The organism is Pseudomonas sp. 9Ag (genome assembly GCF_902506445.1).
Lineage (GTDB): Bacteria > Pseudomonadota > Gammaproteobacteria > Pseudomonadales > Pseudomonadaceae > Stutzerimonas > Stutzerimonas stutzeri_AB.
In genome coordinates this window covers 2,531,068-2,549,211 of sequence record NZ_LR733836.1, presented here as the reverse complement: position 1 = coordinate 2,549,211, position 18,144 = coordinate 2,531,068, and the positions used below count along the sequence as shown (strand labels likewise).

At 62.0% G+C, this 18,144-nt stretch carries 18 protein-coding genes; 16 read left to right on the top strand and 2 right to left on the bottom strand.

The window, feature by feature from the left end; all coding sequences use genetic code 11:
* Nucleotides 1-238: 238 nt before the first annotated feature.
* From ALTERO38_RS11350 to ALTERO38_RS11335, 4 genes are all read left to right on the top strand, one after another.
* Nucleotides 239-793, top strand: a complete 555-nt coding sequence (locus ALTERO38_RS11350) for a cytochrome c (RefSeq protein WP_256663884.1) — start codon at nucleotides 239-241, stop codon at nucleotides 791-793.
* Nucleotides 794-810: 17 nt separating this feature from the next.
* Complete coding sequence (locus ALTERO38_RS11345) at nucleotides 811-1,266, top strand: DUF305 domain-containing protein (protein WP_148924019.1); 456 nt, start codon at nucleotides 811-813, stop codon at nucleotides 1,264-1,266.
* A complete protein-coding gene (locus ALTERO38_RS11340) occupies nucleotides 1,266-1,811 on the top strand; it encodes a hypothetical protein (RefSeq protein ID WP_159968442.1) in 546 nt (181 codons plus the stop codon). The genes ALTERO38_RS11345 and ALTERO38_RS11340 overlap by 1 nt, the downstream gene beginning before the upstream one ends.
* 84 nt (nucleotides 1,812-1,895) lie before the next feature.
* Nucleotides 1,896-2,570 (top strand): haloacid dehalogenase type II, encoded by a 675-nt coding sequence (locus ALTERO38_RS11335; protein WP_159968441.1) that lies wholly within the window; start codon nucleotides 1,896-1,898, stop codon nucleotides 2,568-2,570.
* Nucleotides 2,571-2,589: 19 nt separating this feature from the next.
* Here the strand turns inward: ALTERO38_RS11335 and ALTERO38_RS11330 are convergent, their stop codons facing one another.
* Together ALTERO38_RS11330 and fdhF are read right to left on the bottom strand one after the other, a co-directional pair.
* Entirely contained in the window at nucleotides 2,590-3,072 is a 483-nt protein-coding gene (locus ALTERO38_RS11330) for a hypothetical protein (protein WP_102835467.1), read from the bottom strand.
* The gene (gene fdhF / locus ALTERO38_RS11325; RefSeq protein WP_159968440.1) at nucleotides 3,072-6,035 is read right to left on the bottom strand and encodes a formate dehydrogenase subunit alpha; all 2,964 of its coding nucleotides are present in this window, start codon (nucleotides 6,033-6,035) and stop codon (nucleotides 3,072-3,074) included. The genes ALTERO38_RS11330 and fdhF overlap by 1 nt, the downstream gene beginning before the upstream one ends.
* 287 nt (nucleotides 6,036-6,322) lie before the next feature.
* Between fdhF and ALTERO38_RS11320 the strand changes: the two genes are divergently transcribed.
* Genes ALTERO38_RS11320 through ALTERO38_RS11265 form a run of 12 tightly spaced genes read left to right on the top strand, consistent with a single transcriptional unit; the run spans nucleotide 6,323 to nucleotide 18,132 of the window.
* Nucleotides 6,323-6,979 (top strand): cytochrome c3 family protein, encoded by a 657-nt coding sequence (locus ALTERO38_RS11320; RefSeq protein ID WP_159968439.1) that lies wholly within the window; start codon nucleotides 6,323-6,325, stop codon nucleotides 6,977-6,979.
* A 3-nt stretch (nucleotides 6,980-6,982) separates the two neighbouring features.
* On the top strand, nucleotides 6,983-9,943 hold the full coding sequence (locus ALTERO38_RS11315; RefSeq protein ID WP_159968438.1) for a TAT-variant-translocated molybdopterin oxidoreductase: 2,961 nt from the start codon (nucleotides 6,983-6,985) through the stop codon (nucleotides 9,941-9,943).
* On the top strand, nucleotides 9,940-11,328 hold the full coding sequence (nrfD, locus tag ALTERO38_RS11310) for an NrfD/PsrC family molybdoenzyme membrane anchor subunit (RefSeq protein WP_159968437.1): 1,389 nt from the start codon (nucleotides 9,940-9,942) through the stop codon (nucleotides 11,326-11,328). Before ALTERO38_RS11315 ends, nrfD begins: the two co-directional genes overlap by 4 nt.
* Nucleotides 11,321-11,848, top strand: a complete 528-nt coding sequence (locus ALTERO38_RS11305; RefSeq protein ID WP_159968436.1) for a DUF3341 domain-containing protein — start codon at nucleotides 11,321-11,323, stop codon at nucleotides 11,846-11,848. The genes nrfD and ALTERO38_RS11305 overlap by 8 nt, the downstream gene beginning before the upstream one ends.
* Complete coding sequence (locus ALTERO38_RS11300) at nucleotides 11,848-12,369, top strand: cytochrome c (protein ID WP_159968435.1); 522 nt, start codon at nucleotides 11,848-11,850, stop codon at nucleotides 12,367-12,369. The genes ALTERO38_RS11305 and ALTERO38_RS11300 overlap by 1 nt, the downstream gene beginning before the upstream one ends.
* On the top strand, nucleotides 12,366-13,385 hold the full coding sequence (locus ALTERO38_RS11295; protein ID WP_159968434.1) for a hypothetical protein: 1,020 nt from the start codon (nucleotides 12,366-12,368) through the stop codon (nucleotides 13,383-13,385). Before ALTERO38_RS11300 ends, ALTERO38_RS11295 begins: the two co-directional genes overlap by 4 nt.
* The gene (locus tag ALTERO38_RS11290; protein ID WP_159968433.1) at nucleotides 13,382-13,813 is read left to right on the top strand and encodes a hypothetical protein; all 432 of its coding nucleotides are present in this window, start codon (nucleotides 13,382-13,384) and stop codon (nucleotides 13,811-13,813) included. Before ALTERO38_RS11295 ends, ALTERO38_RS11290 begins: the two co-directional genes overlap by 4 nt.
* Complete coding sequence (locus tag ALTERO38_RS11285) at nucleotides 13,813-14,625, top strand: SCO family protein (protein WP_159968432.1); 813 nt, start codon at nucleotides 13,813-13,815, stop codon at nucleotides 14,623-14,625. The genes ALTERO38_RS11290 and ALTERO38_RS11285 overlap by 1 nt, the downstream gene beginning before the upstream one ends.
* The gene (gene coxB, locus ALTERO38_RS11280; protein ID WP_159968431.1) at nucleotides 14,615-15,619 is read left to right on the top strand and encodes a cytochrome c oxidase subunit II; all 1,005 of its coding nucleotides are present in this window, start codon (nucleotides 14,615-14,617) and stop codon (nucleotides 15,617-15,619) included. The genes ALTERO38_RS11285 and coxB overlap by 11 nt, the downstream gene beginning before the upstream one ends.
* A complete protein-coding gene (locus tag ALTERO38_RS11275; RefSeq protein WP_159968430.1) occupies nucleotides 15,616-17,241 on the top strand; it encodes a cbb3-type cytochrome c oxidase subunit I in 1,626 nt (541 codons plus the stop codon). The genes coxB and ALTERO38_RS11275 overlap by 4 nt, the downstream gene beginning before the upstream one ends.
* Entirely contained in the window at nucleotides 17,228-17,875 is a 648-nt protein-coding gene (locus ALTERO38_RS11270; protein ID WP_159968429.1) for a cytochrome c oxidase subunit 3, read from the top strand. Before ALTERO38_RS11275 ends, ALTERO38_RS11270 begins: the two co-directional genes overlap by 14 nt.
* Nucleotides 17,872-18,132, top strand: coding sequence for a hypothetical protein (locus ALTERO38_RS11265; RefSeq protein ID WP_159968428.1), 261 nt, complete (start codon nucleotides 17,872-17,874; stop codon nucleotides 18,130-18,132). The genes ALTERO38_RS11270 and ALTERO38_RS11265 overlap by 4 nt, the downstream gene beginning before the upstream one ends.
* Nucleotides 18,133-18,144 lie beyond the last annotated feature (12 nt).

The window sequence follows — 18,144 nt, the reverse complement described above, 5'->3', positions numbered from 1 at the left end:
CCAGCTCTCGGCAGAGCACATGTCTCTCCTAAATGATTGGAGGCACGATGCACCGTAGGGATGGACACAATCAATGGATGCGCACCGATTATGTCGTTGCCAGTTCAATTCAAAGATCAAGAACCGCTTCGTTTTATTGATCTACATTACGTTTTTGTCAGTTAGCTTAATTGCCAGCAACTAACCTCCACGCTGTTATGTCTACGCCTTAAGCAAAGCCACTCACTCAATGGAGGTAATGAGTTATATGGAAAACTCCAGAGGCTCCTTTACCAAAGGCATAGCGGCGGGCGTGATGTTAGCTGCTTTATTTGCCTTGTTGCTCATGTTGTTCGTGGCCTATACCGGCTCATACAACATCGCCGCTTCCCAGGATCATTCACCCTTCGTTCGCTGGTTGTTCTCCACCACCATGAGTAACTCAGTGGCGGCCAGGGCCGATGAGTTGGAGGTGCCTGAAGAATTTTCCGAAGCGCAGGTCGAGGCCGGAGCAGAGCACTACAAGGCAATGTGCGAACACTGCCACGCGGGCCCAGGCGTCAAACGAGCCGAGTGGGCCACGGGCTTGCTGCCGCAACCGCCGCACCTGGTCGAGGAGGCTGCACATTGGCAGCCAAACGAGGTGTTCTGGCTGGTCAAGCATGGCGTTCGTATGTCGGCCATGCCGGCTTTCGGCGAAACGCATGGGGATGCCGAGCTCTGGGATATTGCCGCTTTCGTAAAGCGGCTACCCGGTATGACCAGCAGCGAGTACGCCGCACTGGGTCAGCAAACCGGCACGCATAAGCACTAATAAAAGGAAACGAGATAATGCAAATGTCCTATTGGCGCTTTGCCGCCATGATCGCAACTTCTACCGTCGTGATGTTCGGCCTGATGTACCTGAACACTTATGCCTTCGAGCATATTTTCTGGAGCGAAACCCGGGCATGGATGGCGCTTCTGATGGGCGCCGTTATGGCGGTGATCATGCTGAGCTTTATGCTCAATATGTATCAGAAGAAGGGCGTCAATATCGCCATATATATTGGCAGCATTGTTGTATTCGCCTTGACGCTCTGGGTAATTAGAAGCCAGTCCACGGTAGGCGATACGGACTATATGAAGGCGATGATTCCCCACCATTCGATTGCAATCATGACCAGCGAGCGCGCACAGATTACCGATCCGCGCGTGCGCAAACTGGCTGATGAAATCATTGCGGCGCAGCGTCGCGAAATATCCGAAATGAAATACCTGATCAACGAACTCGAGAGGGTCGACTGATGCAACTTCATATGCACCGGAGCGGCTCTCGTTCGCTCGCCTGGAAATTACTCACACCGCTTGCCGCACTGTTGCTGACCGCCTGTGGCGACCCTGCGCCTGGGGAAGGTGTTAAAAAGCCGCTGATGAGCGGACCGACACCAGAGGTTGTCAGTGCGCGCGAAGCGGTGGGCACGCCTGACATTCCAACGATTGATCCGCAGACGCTCCACGCAGCCGAAATCGACAAGGTGCTGGACGCAGGGCCGCGCTGCATTTTTGCCTACACCGCCGAAAGCGCCCCTGTTGTCGCTCTTGAGTTAAAGGGTGATAAAGCAGGCCAAGGCGTGATGAAGGTTCATGGCCTGTTGGTGAAGCTCGCGGCGCAGCGTGCCGAGGCCGGTGGTTTCGCGCTGAGTACTGATGGCATGTCGGTCAGTATCAAACCCGCTGAGATAGCCGGCGACGCCATGCCAGCCAAACTCACGGAAGCCGATATGGTATTCGAGCTAGAGCAGGGGCTACGGGTTGGCTACCGCGGCTGGTATCGCTGCACCACGCCGTGATCCCTGCGCGATAAGCAGCGATCCGCGCCATTGCCATCCCATGAGGGTCGTTTGGCCCTCCACCGATCCGTGTAGGAGAAGAGCATGCTTCGCCACCTTGTGTTCGATGTAAACGAGACGTTGCTGGACGTTGCCGCGCTTGATCCGCTTTTTGCGCGCCTCTTCGGTGATGCCAATAGCCGTGTCGAATGGTTCCTGACCCTGCAGGAGGGCTGGATGACCGCGACCATCATTGGCCGCTTTCAGCCTTTCGCTGATCTGGCTCAGGCCGCATTAGTCGTGGTCGGGCGCCGACACGGGGTCGAGGTGAGCGAAGCGCATTGTCAGGAGCTGGTGGAGGGCATCAAGCGGCTGCCGGCCCACCCGGATGTGCGCCCCTCGCTGGAACAGCTGCGCGACGCGGGATTTCACCTGACCGCCCTGAGCAACGGCAGCTTGCAGGCGCTACGGCAGCAGCTGGAGACGGCGGGGCTGGGCAAGAGCTTTGACGCTGTTCTGTCTGTCGAGGAAACACAGCGCTACAAACCGGCAGCGGAGCCGTATCGAATGACTGCCGAGCGCCACGGTATAGCGCTGGGAGAAATGATGATGGTCGCGGCCCATGCCTGGGACATCACCGGCGCGGCGGCAGCAGGTTGTCGGACCGCGTTCATCGCACGGCCGGGCAAAGTGCTCAATCCGGCCGGAAGCCAGCCGGATCTGATCGGTGATGATCTGCAGGATTTCGCCGCGAAGCTGCTGGCCGGGCATCAGGCTTAACGGGAGATAGCACTCGGTTTCATTGCTCCGTCTTCTTGCCGCTAAAGGCGGTAATCGGCTTTTCCGCTTCCTTGTCCAGACCGCTGGCAAAGGTCTTCAGCCCCTCGATGATGGGCATCAGCGCAGCCCATAGTTCGTCGTCGTGCAGCATCTTGTAGGCGCCGGTCACACCCGGCGCTTCGTCGTGCTTGTCGTCCGGCTGGTACCGGCCAACGGCTGCAAAGGCGGACTGGAAAGCGAACACCGTCTTGTAGAACTGCGCGGGCTCGATGCGGGACAGCGCCATGCCTAGGATCGACAGGTTCTGCATGGCGTTGAGCGAGCCTTCCTTGCTCATGCCGTCCACCAGCACCTTGAGCAGCTGTTGCTGCGAGCCGGCCAGATCATTGGCGAAGCGCAGGATGCCGCCTTGATGCAGGGTTTCCAGCAAGGTATCCAGTTCTTCGCGGGCAGTCGGCTCGGTCGGGGTCGGTTTGACGTCGTAATTCAATCGTTGGGCCATCAGAATCTCTCCGGGTGCGGGGCTTGGGCGGGCGGTTCGACGTAGTCCTCGCGATACCACTTCACCTCGACGGGCACGCCATCGTTCGGTGTGCGATGGGCGTTGCGGAAGTTGTTCGACGGCAGCGGCGGCTCGCCTTTCTCTGGCAGTACTTCCAGCTTGACCGCGGTTTCCTTGTAAGCCGGCGTGTTCACATCCGGGTCATGATGTTCACCGGTGAGCAGGTTCAAGCCGGGTTTGCCCTGGTGGATGGGCATGAACAGCGTGTTACCGGCGACCCTGTCAGTCACCGTGGCGCGCGCTTCTACCGAACCGCGCCGCGAGGTCACCCGTACCCAGGTGCCGTCCTCGATGCCGCGCTCGGCGGCCAGCTCCGGGCTGACTTCGACGAACCAGTTCGGCGCCTGCGACCAGATGCGCGGCCCGCGCCCGGTCTGATTGGTGCTCTGGAATTGTTCAAGCATGCGGCCGTTGTCGAGCATGATGTCGTACTCGCTATCGGCCGCTTCGGCGGGCGCTTTCCATTCCAGCGGGAAGAGCATGGCCTTGCCGTCATCGGTGTGGAAACGCTCGGTATACAGCAGCGGTGTGGTGCTGCCGTCGCTTTGCATCGGCCAGAACAACGACTGCCAGCCTTCCAGCCGCTCATAGCTGACGCCTTGGAACATGGTGGCGATGCTCGCCGCCTCATCCATGATCTGGCTCGGGTGGGTGTAGCCCCAGTCATAGCCCATGCGCTTGGCGAGGTCGGTGAGGATTTGCCAATCGGGACGGCTTTCGCCGAGCGGCGGCAGCACCTGGTAGAAGCGCTGAATGCGGCGTTCGGTGTTGGTGAAGGTGCCGTCCTTCTCCACCGAGGGAGAGGCCGGCAGCACCACGTCGGCGAACTCGGCGGTGCGGCTCATGAAGATGTCCTGCACTACCATGAAATCCAGGCTTTCGAAGCCGCTGTGCACGCTAGTGCTGTCAGCGTCGGAGAACGCGGTTTCCTCGCCGATGATGAACATCGCCTTGACCGAGCCCTCGTCGGCGCCCTTGACCATGGTGAAGTTGTCGTTGCCTTTTTCCAGCGACAGTTTCTCCTTGGGCACGCCCCAGGCTTTGGCCCACTTGTCGCGGTTCTTTTCCTCGGTGACCTTTTCGTAGCCGGGGTACATGTTCTTCAGGCAACCGAAGTCGCTGGCGCCCTGAACGTTGTTATGCCCGCGCATTGGATAGCCGCCGGTGCCGGGCCGGCCGTAGTTGCCGGTAACCAGCAAGAGGTTCGACAGCGCCGTGCTGGTGTCCGAACCGTGGCTGTGCTGCGTGATGCCCATGGCCCAGAGCAGGCACACGCTTTTCGCCTGACCAATCAGCTCGGCCGCTTCGATCAGTTTTTCTTTCTCGATACCAGTGATCTGCGCAGCGAAGTCCATGGTGAAGGGCTCCAGCGACTGCTTGTATTCCTCGATCTGATTGACCCGTGCATCGAGGAACTCCTGGTCGGCATAGCCATGCTCGAACATGTAGCGCGACAGCGCTGAGGCCCAGACCATGTCGGTGCTGGCGTTGGGACGCAGATGAATATCAGCGCGCTCGGCCATCTCGTGCTTGCGCGGGTCAAACACCACCCACCTCTGGCCCCGGTGCTTTTTTTGCGCCTTCAGTTTGGAGGCAATCACCGGATGGTTTTCGGACAGGTTGCTGCCGACCATGACGATCAGGTCGGCCTTCTCCATATCCTCGATAGTGCCGGCATCCCCGCCATAGCCTACTGTGCGGAACAGGCCTTTGGTGGCCGGGTTCTGACAGTAGCGGGAGGAGTTGTCGACGCTGTTGGTGCCGATGATCGCGCGGGCGATCTTCTGTGTGAGGTAGGCCTCTTCGTTACTGGCCTTGCTCGATCCGATGAATCCGATAGCGTCCGGTCCGTGGTTATCGCGGATCTGCAGCAGACGATGGGCGACCAGATCGAGCGCCTCATCCCAGCTGGCCTCACGAAATTTGCCGTTGTCGCGGATCAGCGGGGTGGTCAGGCGCTTCGGGTCGTTGACGAAATCCCAAGCGAACTTGCCCTTGATGCAGGTGGAGATGCCGTTGGCTGGCGCATCGACTACTGGTTGCACCTTGAGAATATGCCGGTCACGCGTCCACATCTCGAACGAGCAGCCCACGCCGCAGTAGGTGCAGACCGTTTTCGTACGTTTGATCTCAGGCTGGCGCCAATGCATGTCCAGCTTCGAGATGGCGGTGATCGGCCGCGCGCCGATGGTTTCCTCAAGCTTCTTGACCATGTCGATCATCGGCCGCTTCACATCCTGCGGCAGCGCCGTGAAGGGGCCGGCGTCGGGCTGCATGGTCTTTTCCAGCAGCGCGTTGCATGGGCATACGGTTACGCAGTGGCCGCAGCTTACGCAGCTGGATTCGTCGATCGGCTTGCCGCCATCCCACAGCACGCGCGGATGTTCCATGTTGAAGTCGATGGACAGCGTCTCGTTGACCTCGACGTTCTGGCAGGCTTCGACACAGCGGCCGCAAAGGATGCACTGGTCGGGATCGTAGGTGTAGAAGGGGTTGGAATGATCCTTGTCGTAAGGCTTGCGCTTGAATTCGTAGCGCTGGATCGGCGGATTGATCTGCGCATAGGTGTTGTGCAACGTGCAGTCGCCGGTGTTGTGCTCGCACAGCGTGCAGTACAGCTCGTGCTTGGCCACCAGCCGATCCATGCCTTCCTCGCGCGCGGCCTTGGCCTCGGGTATCTGGCTGGTGACTTCGAGCCCGTCGTGCGCTTTCAGCGTACAGCCGCGCACCAGTTCGCCATCGACCTGAACCCAGCAGACGTCGCAGGTTTGTGGCGATCCCAGCGCGCGGTGATAACAGACGTGGGGAAGGTCGATGTCATGGCTGGCTAGAAAATCGATCAGCGGGGTGTCGGCATCGCCGTTAAGTGGCTTGCCGTCGAAGTGGATCGTGCAGTTGCTCATCAGGCCTCCGTTTTTGTTGTCGGATGGGTGCGGATGGCATCCTGGCCTGGCGCCGGCACGGCCCGGCGGCTCCTGCGAACTCCAGCGCTATAGCGCAAGGCTAGAGCGCTGGTTCCGGAAATGATTGTTCATAGCTGACTGGCCGCCCTGCGCAAATGTTCCCTTCTGATCTGTGGGGTCTCCATGGCCTTTGGCACCTGGATCGCCGCTTCGATTGAACTCATGCGCCGGTGGGCGGCCAGAAACATACAGTCACATACGGATACAGTCAGGACGCGCCTTACCGGATGGCCCAGCTTTTCCCCCGCACCGCCGACATGTGGTTACGTCTGGTATTGCTCCTTTTGTCATTGGGGCTTGTCGGGGTTTTCGTCGCGTTCGTCATCCTGTCGCGCTCGTCCTATGTCACCGACCAGGGTTTCACGGTCAACCAGCCGGTGCCTTTCAGCCATGAGCATCACGCCGGTGCGCTGCAGATCGACTGTCGCTACTGCCACGACAATGTCGAGACCAGCCCGGTGGCGGGCCTGCCGCCAACTCACACCTGCATGAGCTGTCATTCGCATATCTGGACCGGCGCGGAAATGCTCGCACCGGTTCGCCAGAGCCTCGTTGAAGGCGAGCCGTTGCGCTGGAATCGGGTGACCGAACTGCCGGATTACGTATTTTTCCACCACGGTGTGCACGTCAACGCTGGCGTGGGTTGCGCCGAATGCCATGGGCAGGTCGACCGCATGCCGCTGATGAGCAAGGCGGAGCCGTTCACCATGAGCTGGTGTCTCGATTGTCATCAGGACCCTGCGCCACGCCTGCGCCCTCGGGACGCTGTGACCGACATGAACTGGCAATACAAGGGCGACCGCCGGGAGCTCGGCGAGGCGCTCATGCGCCAGTACCACATCGGCGACGGCAACCTGACCCATTGCTACACATGCCATAGGTAGGCCATGCAGATTCGAGACGAAACCGACCCACAGCACCCTGCGCCCCTCGACTGGACGGCGATTCGCGCGCGTCTGGAAGGCGAGCGCGGGGCAGGGTACTGGCGCAGCCTCGAACAGCTGGCCGACGAACCGGCGTTTGCCGAATTCGTCGAAGCCGAGTTTCCGTCGATCGCGCCGCAGATGGACCGTCGACGCTTCCTGCAGGTGATGGGCGCGTCCATGGCCATGGCCGGGCTCGCCGGCTGCAGTGAACCGGAAAAGGGCGTGCCTTATGTGGTGCAGCCGGAAAAGGTCATCCCCGGCGAGGCGCAGTGGTATGCCACCACGGTGACCTTTGCCGGCTACGCCCAGCCGGTCCTGGGCCGCACCCATGTGGGTCGTCCAACCAAGCTGGAGGGCAACCCCGATCACCCGCTCAGCCAGGGAGCCAGTACGGCGATCATTCAGGCGGCGATTCTCCAGCTGTACGACCCCGACCGCTCGCAGGCACCACGTTTCAAAGGCGTGGATACCAGCTGGGACAGCTTCCAGCTCGATGCCAGCCGCCTGGCTGAACGGCTTGATCAACAGCGTGGTCGCGGGCTGCACCTGTTGTTCGGTGCCAGCAGCTCACCGACGTTGCGCCGTCAGCTAGAGGAATTGCTGCAGCGCTGGCCCGAGGCCCAGCTGTATCGACACGAACCTTTCGAGGGCGATCACTATCAGGCTGCCGAGCGCGCCTTCGGTCGTGCCGTCGAGACGCACTACCGCTTCGAGGCGGCCGAATGGGTGTTGAGTTTCGAACATGATTGGCTTGGCGCCGGGCCCCGCGAACTGCCGCATGCGCTCGGCTGGGGCGAGCGCAAGCGGCGAGCAGCGAAGGGCGACGGCGAAGCACGTTTGCTGGTCGTCGAATCAGTGCCGACGCTGACCGGGGCGAAGGCCAGCGAGCGCCAGCGAATCGAGCCGGAGACGTTGCAAGCCTGTCTGCAGGCGTTGGCAGCCGCGCTGGGTGAGGGCGAAGGGCCGGCCCAACCGCTGCCGGTCGAGCGTCAGCGCTGGATCGAGGCGGTCGCCCGCGAACTCAAAGCCCGCGCCGGACGCTGCCTGATCACTGCTGGTGAGCGCACACCGCTGGCGGTCCAGGCAGCTGTGCACCGGCTCAATCAGCGGCTGGGTAATGTCGGAAACACGCTGACCTATAGCGTGCCGGTGGTCTGGCTCGAAGCGGCGGGGCAGCGTCTGGGCGATCTTCCGCAACTGGTCGAGGCTATTCGCAGCGATCAGGTCGAAGCGCTGCTGATGCTTGAATGCAACCCCGTGGACACCGCACCGGCGGATCTGGAACTGGAAGCTGTGCTTGATCAGGTGCCGTTGCGCATCCATGCCGGGCTCTACTACGACGAGACGGCCGCCTACTGCCACTGGCATCTGCCGTTGACCCACAACCTCGACGGTTGGAACGACGCCCGCGCCGCCGATGGCAGTGTCTGTCTTGGCCAGCCGTTGGTGCGCACCTTCTACAGCAGCCGAACGGTTTCCGAGGTATTGGCGCTGTTGCAGGGGGACCTCACCCCCGATGGCCGGGCAGAGTTGCGCAAGACCTGGCAGGCGCTCGATGAGAACGCCTGGCGGCAGGCGCTGGAACTTGGCTTTATCGCCGACACCGCGCTGCCTCCGTTGACCATCGAGGCGGCGCCCGTCACCTGGGAAGCAGAGCCCGCTCCGGTGGAAGGGCTGACACTGCGCTTTCTGCCGGACCCCAGCGTATGGGATGGACGCCTGGCAAACCTCGGCTGGTTACAGGAGCTGCCCAAGCCGATCACCAAGCTCACCTGGGACAACGTCATCGGCGTGGCACCAAAGCTCGCCGAAGCCTATGGGCTGGCGAACGGTGACATGGTGCGCGTCACGCTAGAACGCCGCGTGGTGATTGGCCCGGTTTGGATCATGCCTGGCCACGCCGAGCACACCCTCAGCCTTTATGCCGGTTATGGCCGCACCCGCGCCGGGCGCGTGGCGGATCGTCTGGGCTATGACCTGGCGCCGTTGCGCACAGCTGTTGATCCCTGGCTGTGTCGCGGCGCCATGCTGGAGAAAACCGGTGAGTTCATGCCGCTGGCCACGACCCAGTCGCATCACGTGCTGCATGGCAAAGAAGCCATCAAGAGCGAGCCGCGCGATGAGGCCTATCGCAAGGTGGCGACAGAGCCGCTGTACCGCTTCGAACAAGCGAAGACGCTCTACCCGCCGACGCCTCCGAAAGAGCCGGTGTGGGGTATGACCATCGACCTGGATCAGTGCATCGGATGCAACGCCTGCGTTGTCGCCTGCCAGGCGGAGAACAATATTCCCGTGGTTGGCAAAGAGCAGGTCGCCGTGGGCCGCAACATGCACTGGCTGCGAGTCGACCACTATTACAAAGGAGACCCTGACGAGCCCGAGTCGTCGGCGTTCCAGCCGGTGCCCTGCATGCAGTGCGAACAGGCGCCGTGCGAGGTCGGGTGCCCGGTCAACGCCACGGTGCACGGGCCGGACGGTCTCAATGAGCAGATCTACAACCGCTGCATCGGGACCCGCACGTGCGCGTCCTACTGCCCGTACAAGGTGCGACGCTTCAACTGGTTTGACTGGACAGGCGACGATGAGCCCTCGATCCAGCATCAGCGCAACCCCAACGTCACGGTGCGCTCGCGCGGCGTGATGGAAAAGTGCACCTATTGCGTCCAGCGCATCAGTGAGGCGCGCATCGCTGCCCGTATCGAGAATCGCCCGGTGGCCGATGGCGAGGTGCAGACCGCTTGCCAGCAGAGCTGCCCGACCCAGGCCATCGTGTTCGGTGATCTGTCTGATCCCGGCGCGCGCGTCCTCGAGGGGCGCGATACCCAGCGTCACTACGCGCTGCTGGAAGAACTCGGCACGCGACCGAAGACGACTTATCTGGGTGTGGTCGATCTGCCCAAGGTTGTCGAGGACGAGTCGTGAGCGGCGCTGGTGTGGGTTGCGGGTACACAGGTGCCGATACGCCGCACTTCCTGCCCGGGCAGATGCCGCTCGGTGAAGTTTCGGACCGGGTGCTGACCGTCCCGGTCGACTTTGCTCGTTATCGCCGCGCCTGGTGGGCGCTGTTCATCTTCAGCTGCCTGCTGCTGGGGCTGTTCATCGCCTCGGCGGTCGTGGTGGTCTGGAAGGGTGTCGGCGTGTTCGGCAACAACGACCCGGTGTTTTGGGGATTTCCCATCCTCAACTACATGTGGTGGCTGGGCATCGGTCATGCCGGAACCTTCATTTCGGCGATGTTGCTGCTGCTCAACCGGCCGTGGCGCAACTCGCTCAACCGCATGGCCGAGCTGATGACGCTCATGGCGGTGGTCTGCGCCGGCATCTACCCGATCCTGCACCTGGGGCGGCCCTGGCTGTTCTACTGGAGCGCCCCATACCCGAACACCATGGAGCTGTGGCCGCAGTTCAAGAGCCCGACGTCGTGGGACTTCTTTGCCGTGCTTGGCTACCTGTTCGTGTCGCTGATATTCATCTACATCGGCGCGATACCGGATTTCGCCTCGGCCCGCGATCACGCCCTCAAACGGCGTTACAAGATTTTCTACGGTCTGCTGGCACTCGGCTGGCGGGGCGCTTCTTCGCACTGGGCGCACTGGCGGCGGGCCTACCGTTTCATTGCGCTGCTGGCGATTCCGCTGGTGTTTGCGGTGTCCAGCGGCTACTCGTTCCTGCTCGATCTGTCACCGGAAACCGGCTGGCACTCGACGGTGTTTCCTCCGTATTTCGTCGCTGGCGCGATCTTCTCCGGCTTTGCGCTGGTGATCATCATTGCGCTGGGGCTGCGCCGTTTCTTCGGTTGGCAGTTACTGATCACGGTCAAGCATCTGGACGTGCTCGGCGTATTGCTGCTCGCCAGCGGCTGGATGACTGCTTACGGCTATTTTGCCGACACCTTCATCGCCTTCTATTCGGGCAAGGAACACGAGATCACCATGGCCATGGCGCGTCTGACCGGGCCGATGGCCTGGAGCTGGTGGACGGCGATCTTCTTCAATCTGGTTTGCCTGCAAGCGCTCTGGTGGCCGCAAGTGCGGCGCAATGGCAAGGCGTTGCTGGCGATAGCGGTCGGCGTGCTGATCGGCATGTGGTGCGAGCGCTGGATGCTGATCATCGTGCCGGCCACCCGTGATTACCTCACGGCCACCTGGCAGGGCTACAGCCCGACGTTCTGGGACTGGTCCTTGTTCATCGGTACCTTCGGGCTGTTCCTTGTGCCGTTCAGTTTGTTCATGCGGCTGCTGCCGATGGTCTCCACCTTTGAAGTCAAAGAGGCGCTGCACCGTTATCGGGGAGAGGCCGATGACTGAGCGCTGCTACGGATTTCTGGCTGACTTCACCCAGCCCGAGCCGCTGATCGAGGCGGCCCGCGCCGCGCGCGAGGCTGGCTACACGCGGATGGAGGCGTACAGCCCGTTCATGCTGCCGGAGCTGGAGCCGGTGCTCGGCCAGCGCAACAATCGCGCCTACTGGGCCGGGATCCTCGGTGCGCTGATCGGCGGCGGGCTGGGATTGGGCATGCAGATATACGCCAATCTCAGTTACCCACTGGATATCGGCGGCCGGCCGCTGATCGCTTTGCAGGGCTTCGCCGTCATCACCTTTCTACTGACCATCACCGGCGGCGCGCTGGGTGCGCTGTTCGGTCCGCTGTTTCTTTGCCGGTTGCCGCTGCTGCACCACCCGCTGTTCGAAATGGAAGCCTTCAAACGCGCCACGGACGATCGCTTCCTGCTCTGTATTCGGGCGGACGATCCGCTGTTCAGCGAGACCGAGACAGCGCTATGGCTGGCGGAACGGGCGGTGTCGGTCAGCAAGGTGCCTGCCTGATGCCTTGGCTTTTCGTTTTCATCCTGTTGCTCAGCGGCTGCGATCAGATGGCGCAGCAGCCACGTGCCGACGCGCAGGAGGCCTCCCTGTTCTTCCCGGACGGCAAGGTGAACCAGGCGCCGCCGGTAGGCACGGTGGCGCGCGGCGAGTTGGCATGGGGGGCGGTCCTGGCCGAGCGTCCGCCGCTGACTGAAGCGCTGCTGGCGCGTGGTGAGGAGCGCTATCGCATCAATTGCGTGCCTTGTCATGGCTTGGCCGGTGATGGCCTGGGCGCGGTGGTCGAGCGGGGCTTTCCGCAACCGCCAGACTTCGCCGAGCCGCGTCTGATTCAGGCCGCGGATCGCCACTTTATCCGGGTAATCGCCGAAGGTTATGGGGTGATGTACAGCTATGCCGCGCGCGTGAAACCGGCTGATCGTTGGGCCATCGTTGCGCATATACGCGCCTTGCAGTTGGCGCGGGCGGCCAAGGTCGGGACGCTGCCGGAGCTGGATCGCCGCGCGCTGGAGGCATTGCCATGAGCGCGGTGAGTTTCAAGGGCGCCAAGGGTGCACGCAGCATTGCCTGGGTGGCGTTGACCATCGGCGTGGTTGGGCTCGGCATCGGCCTGCTGCTGGCGCCGCGCGACACCCTGGCCGCCTGTGTGGCCAGCCTGCTGGGGCTTGCCGGGATTCCGCTGGGCGCATTGGCTTTGGGGCTTGCACTGGCGCCGGTCAGCGGCAGCGTTCGCGATCAGCTATGGCCCTGGACGCTGGTTGCCAGCCGGGCCATGCCGGGGTTGGCAATACTGGTGCTGCCCGGGCTGCTTGGCGCCGGGTTTATCTACGAGTGGATGCACCAGTACAACGATGGCTTCCGCGGATTGTGGCTCTGGTGGCCCAGTTTCGTCGTGCGCGGTTTGCTCTATGTCGTCCTGTGGTGGGCGCTGGCGCGCTGGCTGCTACCGACCACGCTGCACAACCCTGCTGGGGCCGGTCTGGGCCTGATCGCGGTGGTGCTGAGCGTGTCGCTGGCGGCCTTCGACTGGGCTCAATCGATGGACCCGCACTTCGCGTCCAGCATATTCGGGCTGTTGTGGCTGGGCCGGCTGATGCTGTCCGGGATCACTGCCTGCATTCTGTTCAGCCTGTTCGCCGGTGCCTCCCACACGGGTGTTTTGCGCGGCTTGCTGTCGGCTGCGGCGTTAGCCTGGATCTATCTGCACTTCATGCAGTATCTGATTGTCTGGTACGGCAACCTGCCCGAAGAGGTTCGCTGGTACGAGATCCGCGCCCGCGAATGGCCATTGTTGACCTGGTTGGTGGCGCTGCAGAGCCTGGTATTCGTCGCGACCTGGTGGCCGTTTTCAGCGCGCCGGGTGCCACTGGCGGTGCTCGCCGGTGGCACGCTGCTGCTGGGGCTGGCCGAAGGCGCCTGGCTGAGCCTGGCGAGCCTGTCTGGTTTGAATGCGCTGGCGAGCGGCTTGGCGATGTTGGCCGCTGCCGCCGCTGGTGGCGGACTGATCGCGCTGCTGGTTCTACCGAGGAGGTCCGCATGAGCGTTCCGGTCGACCCGCGCTCGAAAGACGATGGCTTCGAACATCACGACGCCAATGTCAAAGGCCTGTTGGCGGTTGGCTTCGGCTTGCTGGCTACGCTGGCAGTGTCGCTTACTGCCGTTGCTGTGCTGATTAGCTACTACGAGTCGACGCCCGAGCCCCCGGTGACGGCGCTCGAACGCGACAGAATTATCCCGCCTGCGCCGCGTCTGGAAACCAGTAGCCGTGGCAACGGCCAGCAGGTGATCCGCGAGGCTGAGCAGCGCCTGAGCCGCTATGCCTGGATCGACCGCGATGCTGGCATTGCGAGCGTCCCGCTCCAGCGGGCACGTGTCCTGTTGCTCGAGCGCGGCTGGCCGGCGCCGGTGGAGGCCAGCGGCGGGGGGGACGTACGCCTGCAACAGACCAAACAGAGGGCGCAACCCTGATGAGCCGTCTGCTGCTGATCCTCGCCGCTGCCTTGTCCTTGGTGCTGACATTCTCTGCGCGAGCCGCCGAGCCATTTGATCCCTTCGCTGCCGCCGGCATCGACCCGCAGCCCGGTGCACAGGTGCCACTGGATACGCGCTTCACCGATGACAGCGGCAAGTCGGTCACGCTTGCCGAATTGCTCGATGGTCGGCCTGCGGTGCTGGTGCCGGTGTATTTCCGCTGCCCCAACGTGTGCGGGTCGCAACTGGCGAGCCTGTTCAACCTGCTCGGCGCGGTGCCCTTCGAACTCGGCAAGGATTACGTGGTGATCGCCTATAGCTTCAACCCGCACGAGACGCCGGCTGATGCCCGTGCCGAACGCGACAAGCTCGAACGGCGTTGGCCAGAGTTGGCGGGTTCGCAATCGGTTCATTTGCTCACCGGACAGGAGTCGGCCAGCCGCCGTGTCAGCGACGCGCTGGGCTTTCATTACCGCTGGGATGCGGAAATTCAGGAATACGCGCACGCCTCGGCGGTCGCCACGCTGAGCCCGTCCGGCAAGCTGGTGCAGTGGCTGTATGGGCTCGGCTATCAGCCCAACGATCTGCGGCTGGCCCTGACTGATGCTGGCGAAGGGCGGGTCGGCGATTTCAGTGATCAGTTACTGCTGCTCTGTTACCACTACAACCCGCGCACCGGTGGGTACGACAACTGGGTCATCGGTGCGCTGCAGGTGGGCGGCACCGGCACGGCGCTGGCATTGCTCGGTTTCATCGGGCTGTCGCTGTGGCGCGAGCGACGCAAGCGGGAGGCCGGCGATGGACAATGATTTTCTGCGCCTGTGGCCGCAAACCGCATCCGAGCATGCGAGCAGCATCGACTGGTTGATCTGGTCGTTCACCGGAATGATGACGATCTTCGTGGTCCCGGTGTTCGTGCTCACGATTCTTTTCGCAATACGCTACCGCAAGGGCACCAAGGTCCGACGCGACCATCGCCCGCGCGGCAGCATGAAGGTCGAAATGACCTGGATCGTACTGCCCTTCATTGGCTCGATGATCATCTATCTGGTCTCGGCAAAGCTGTATTACGAAGTGCGCACGCCGCCGGTGGATGCCATGGAGATTCAGGTGGTGGCCAAGCAATGGATGTGGAAATTCCAGCATCCCGGTGGTCAACGCGAGATCAATACCTTGCACGTGCCGGTTGGGCGCCCGGTGCGGCTGAACATGATCTCCCAGGACGTGATTCACAGCCTTTACTTTCCAGCCCTGCGCATCAAGCAGGACCTGGTGCCGGGGCGTTACACGCAGCTTTGGTTCAACGCCACCGAAGCGGGTCGCTACGAGGTGTTCTGTGCCGAGTACTGCGGCACCGATCATTCGAAGATGCTTGCCACGCTGATTGTGCAACCGCCACAGGAGTACGCGCGCTGGCTGTCACAGGCCGGTGCCAGCGAATCCTTGGCCGAGCAGGGTGAGGTGCTGTTTCGTCAGTTCGGTTGCAGCGGTTGTCATGGCCCGGCCGCCGTGGCCAAGGCACCGAAACTCGAGGGACTTTATGGCCGTCGGGTGGCGTTGGAGGACGGCAGCTTTGTCGTGGCCGACCAGGCCTACATTCGCGACAGCATCCTGCTGCCGCACAAGCAGATTGTGGCTGGCTACGAATCGATCATGCCGAGCTTCGCCAACGTGATCGATGAGGAGGGCGTGCTGCGCCTGACGGCCTATATCCAGTCGCTTGGCAAAGTAGGGGAAAGCGGGCAGGGCGAGCCGCATGCCGACAGCCCCCGCAGCCCGACGCCAGAGGAGACACTACCTTGACTCAGAAGAACCCGGCCGCCGACCGCTCGCCCAGTTACCTTGCCGACGAGCACGGGCTACGCACCTGGCTGCTGACCACGGACCACAAGCGCATCGCAATCCTCTACCTGATCGGTGTAACAGTCTTCTTCTTCCTCGGCAGCCTGGCTGCCGGCCTGGTGCGCATCGAGCTGGTCACCCCCGAGGGCGACCTGTTGAGCCCGGACGGCTACAACCGCACCTTCACCCTGCACGGTGTGGTCATGGTGTGGTTCTTCCTGATTCCCTCGATCCCGGCGGTGTTTGGCAACTTCCTCATCCCGATCATGATTGGTGCCAAGGAGATGGCCTTTCCCAAGCTGAATCTGTTCAGCTGGTACCTGTTGGTGGGTGGAGGCCTCTTCACGCTGTACTCGCTCCTGGCCGGAGGCGTGGATACCGGCTGGACCTTCTACACGCCGCTGTCGACGATGTTCAGTAACGGCCATGTGGTGGCGGTGATTCTCGGGGTGTTCATCGTCGGCTTCTCGTCGATCCTGACGGGGCTGAACATCATCGTCACCATTCATACGCTACGTGCGCCGGGCATGACCTGGTTCCGGATGCCGCTGTTCTGTTGGTCGCTGTATGCCACCTCGGTGATCTTGGTGCTGGCCACGCCGGTGCTGGCAATCACACTGCTGCTGGTGGCGGCGGAGTACCTGTTCGGCATTGGCGTGTTCGATCCAAGCCTGGGGGGCGACCCGCTGCTGTTTCAGCACCTGTTCTGGTTCTACAGCCATCCGGCGGTATACATCATGATCCTGCCGGCGATGGGCGTGATGAGCGAACTGATTACCGCGGCGGCGCACAAGCGTATTTTTGGTTATTCATTCGTGGCCTATTCCAGCCTGGCCATCGCGGTGATCGGCTTCATGGTCTGGGGCCACCACATGTTCGTGGCGGGGCAGTCGATGTACGCCAGCATGGTCTTCTCGTTGCTGAGCTTTCTGGTGGCAATCCCTTCAGCGATCAAGGTCTACAACTGGACCGCGACACTCTACAAAAGCAACCTGACCATCGATGCGCACTTTCTCTATGCGCTGACCTTTATCGGCCTGTTCGTCATTGGCGGGGTAACCGGGTTGTTCCTCGCACTGCTGGCCGCGGACGTGCACGTGCACGACACCTATTTCGTGGTCGCGCATTTCCACTACATCATGGTCGGCGCGGCGGTGGCCGGGTTCTTTGGCGCGCTGCACTTCTGGTGGCCGAAGATGACCGGGCGGATGTACTCGCAGCTGTGGGGCAAGATCGCGGCGGTGATGATCTTCTGCGGTTTCAACCTGACATTTTTCCCACAGTTCCTGCTCGGCTATCTGGGCATGCCACGGCGCTACCACAGCTACCCGGAAGACTTTCAATTCCTCCATGTGTTGTCGTCCGCTGGCGCAGGGGTACTGGCGGTGGGTTACATCATGCCGTTCTGCTATCTGCTCTGGTCGTTGCGTTACGGCCCGTTGGCCGATGACGACCCATGGGATGCGGCGGGGCTGGAATGGCGCACCTCGTCGCCACCGCCCCAGTACAACTTTGTCGAGACGCCGATCGTTGACTTCGAGGCCTACGATTACCCTCCAGAGGCGACCCATGGCCGATCCTGACGGGTACCTGACCGAGCCTTACCAGACCGCAGCCCAGCAGCGAGAAGCGAGTTTTCTGGGCATGTGGTTGTTTCTCGCCACTGAAATCATGATGTTTGGCGTGCTGTTGCTGGTCATCTACTACTACCGACTGCAGCACCCCGAGGCAGTGGGCGAGGCGGTGCAGCACCTGCATTCGATTCTGGCGGGATTCAACAGCGCGCTGTTGCTCACCGGCAGCCTGTGCATGAGCCTGATGGTGCAGGCTTCGCGCTTGGGTAACTACCGTCGGGTGCAGCAGTGGCTCTTGCTCAGTGCCTTCTTCGGCCTGGCGTTCCTGGGGGTGAAATTCTTTGAGTACGGCTGGGAATACCACGAAGGGCTGTTGCCCGGCATAGGCCGCGAGTCGCCGCTGGAGAATCCAGCCGCGCGGCTGTTCATGAACATTTATTTCTTCGCCACCGCGCTGCATGCGGTGCACCTGACCATTGCGGTGGTGATCGTGCTGGGCATGGTGGGGCGCATTCACTTCGCCCATATGAAACTGCCGGAGCGGGCGATTACACTGGAAATGGTCGGGCTGTACTGGCACATGGTCGATGTGATCTGGATTTTTTTGTATCCCTCGCTTTATCTGGTCGGGAGGGCAGCATGAAGGCAAGCAAGCTGGTGCTGATCTATGCCGGACTACTAGCGCTAGTGGCCATCAGCGTCACGATAGCCATTCAGTTTCCACAATGGGCAATGGTCGCGTTGGTTTGTGCGGCCGGGCAGGCCCTGCTGGTGCTGTTTGGCCTGGCCCAGCTCGGCACCCACTCGCCGCTGGTTCGCTTCTTCGCGCTGGGCGCGGGGTTCTGGCTGGTGTTCCTGTTCGCCCTTTCAATAGCTGATCTGCTGACGCGCGGTAGCTAGCTGCTCGCTGGG

Excerpts from the sequence above, each read along its gene's own strand:
- ALTERO38_RS11350 (WP_256663884.1), top strand. The coding sequence starts at position 239 with ATGAGTTATATGGAAAACTCCAGAGGCTCCTTTACCAAAGGCATAGCG.
- ALTERO38_RS11345 (WP_148924019.1), top strand. The coding sequence starts at position 811 with ATGCAAATGTCCTATTGGCGCTTTGCCGCCATGATCGCAACTTCTACC.
- ALTERO38_RS11340 (WP_159968442.1), top strand. The coding sequence starts at position 1,266 with ATGCAACTTCATATGCACCGGAGCGGCTCTCGTTCGCTCGCCTGGAAA.
- ALTERO38_RS11335 (WP_159968441.1), top strand. The coding sequence starts at position 1,896 with ATGCTTCGCCACCTTGTGTTCGATGTAAACGAGACGTTGCTGGACGTT.
- ALTERO38_RS11330 (WP_102835467.1), bottom strand. The coding sequence starts at position 3,072 with ATGGCCCAACGATTGAATTACGACGTCAAACCGACCCCGACCGAGCCG.
- fdhF (WP_159968440.1), bottom strand. The coding sequence starts at position 6,035 with ATGAGCAACTGCACGATCCACTTCGACGGCAAGCCACTTAACGGCGAT.
- ALTERO38_RS11320 (WP_159968439.1), top strand. The coding sequence starts at position 6,323 with ATGGCCCAGCTTTTCCCCCGCACCGCCGACATGTGGTTACGTCTGGTA.
- ALTERO38_RS11315 (WP_159968438.1), top strand. The coding sequence starts at position 6,983 with ATGCAGATTCGAGACGAAACCGACCCACAGCACCCTGCGCCCCTCGAC.
- ALTERO38_RS11305 (WP_159968436.1), top strand. The coding sequence starts at position 11,321 with ATGACTGAGCGCTGCTACGGATTTCTGGCTGACTTCACCCAGCCCGAG.
- ALTERO38_RS11300 (WP_159968435.1), top strand. The coding sequence starts at position 11,848 with ATGCCTTGGCTTTTCGTTTTCATCCTGTTGCTCAGCGGCTGCGATCAG.
- ALTERO38_RS11295 (WP_159968434.1), top strand. The coding sequence starts at position 12,366 with ATGAGCGCGGTGAGTTTCAAGGGCGCCAAGGGTGCACGCAGCATTGCC.
- ALTERO38_RS11290 (WP_159968433.1), top strand. The coding sequence starts at position 13,382 with ATGAGCGTTCCGGTCGACCCGCGCTCGAAAGACGATGGCTTCGAACAT.
- ALTERO38_RS11285 (WP_159968432.1), top strand. The coding sequence starts at position 13,813 with ATGAGCCGTCTGCTGCTGATCCTCGCCGCTGCCTTGTCCTTGGTGCTG.
- coxB (WP_159968431.1), top strand. The coding sequence starts at position 14,615 with ATGGACAATGATTTTCTGCGCCTGTGGCCGCAAACCGCATCCGAGCAT.
- ALTERO38_RS11270 (WP_159968429.1), top strand. The coding sequence starts at position 17,228 with ATGGCCGATCCTGACGGGTACCTGACCGAGCCTTACCAGACCGCAGCC.
- ALTERO38_RS11265 (WP_159968428.1), top strand. The coding sequence starts at position 17,872 with ATGAAGGCAAGCAAGCTGGTGCTGATCTATGCCGGACTACTAGCGCTA.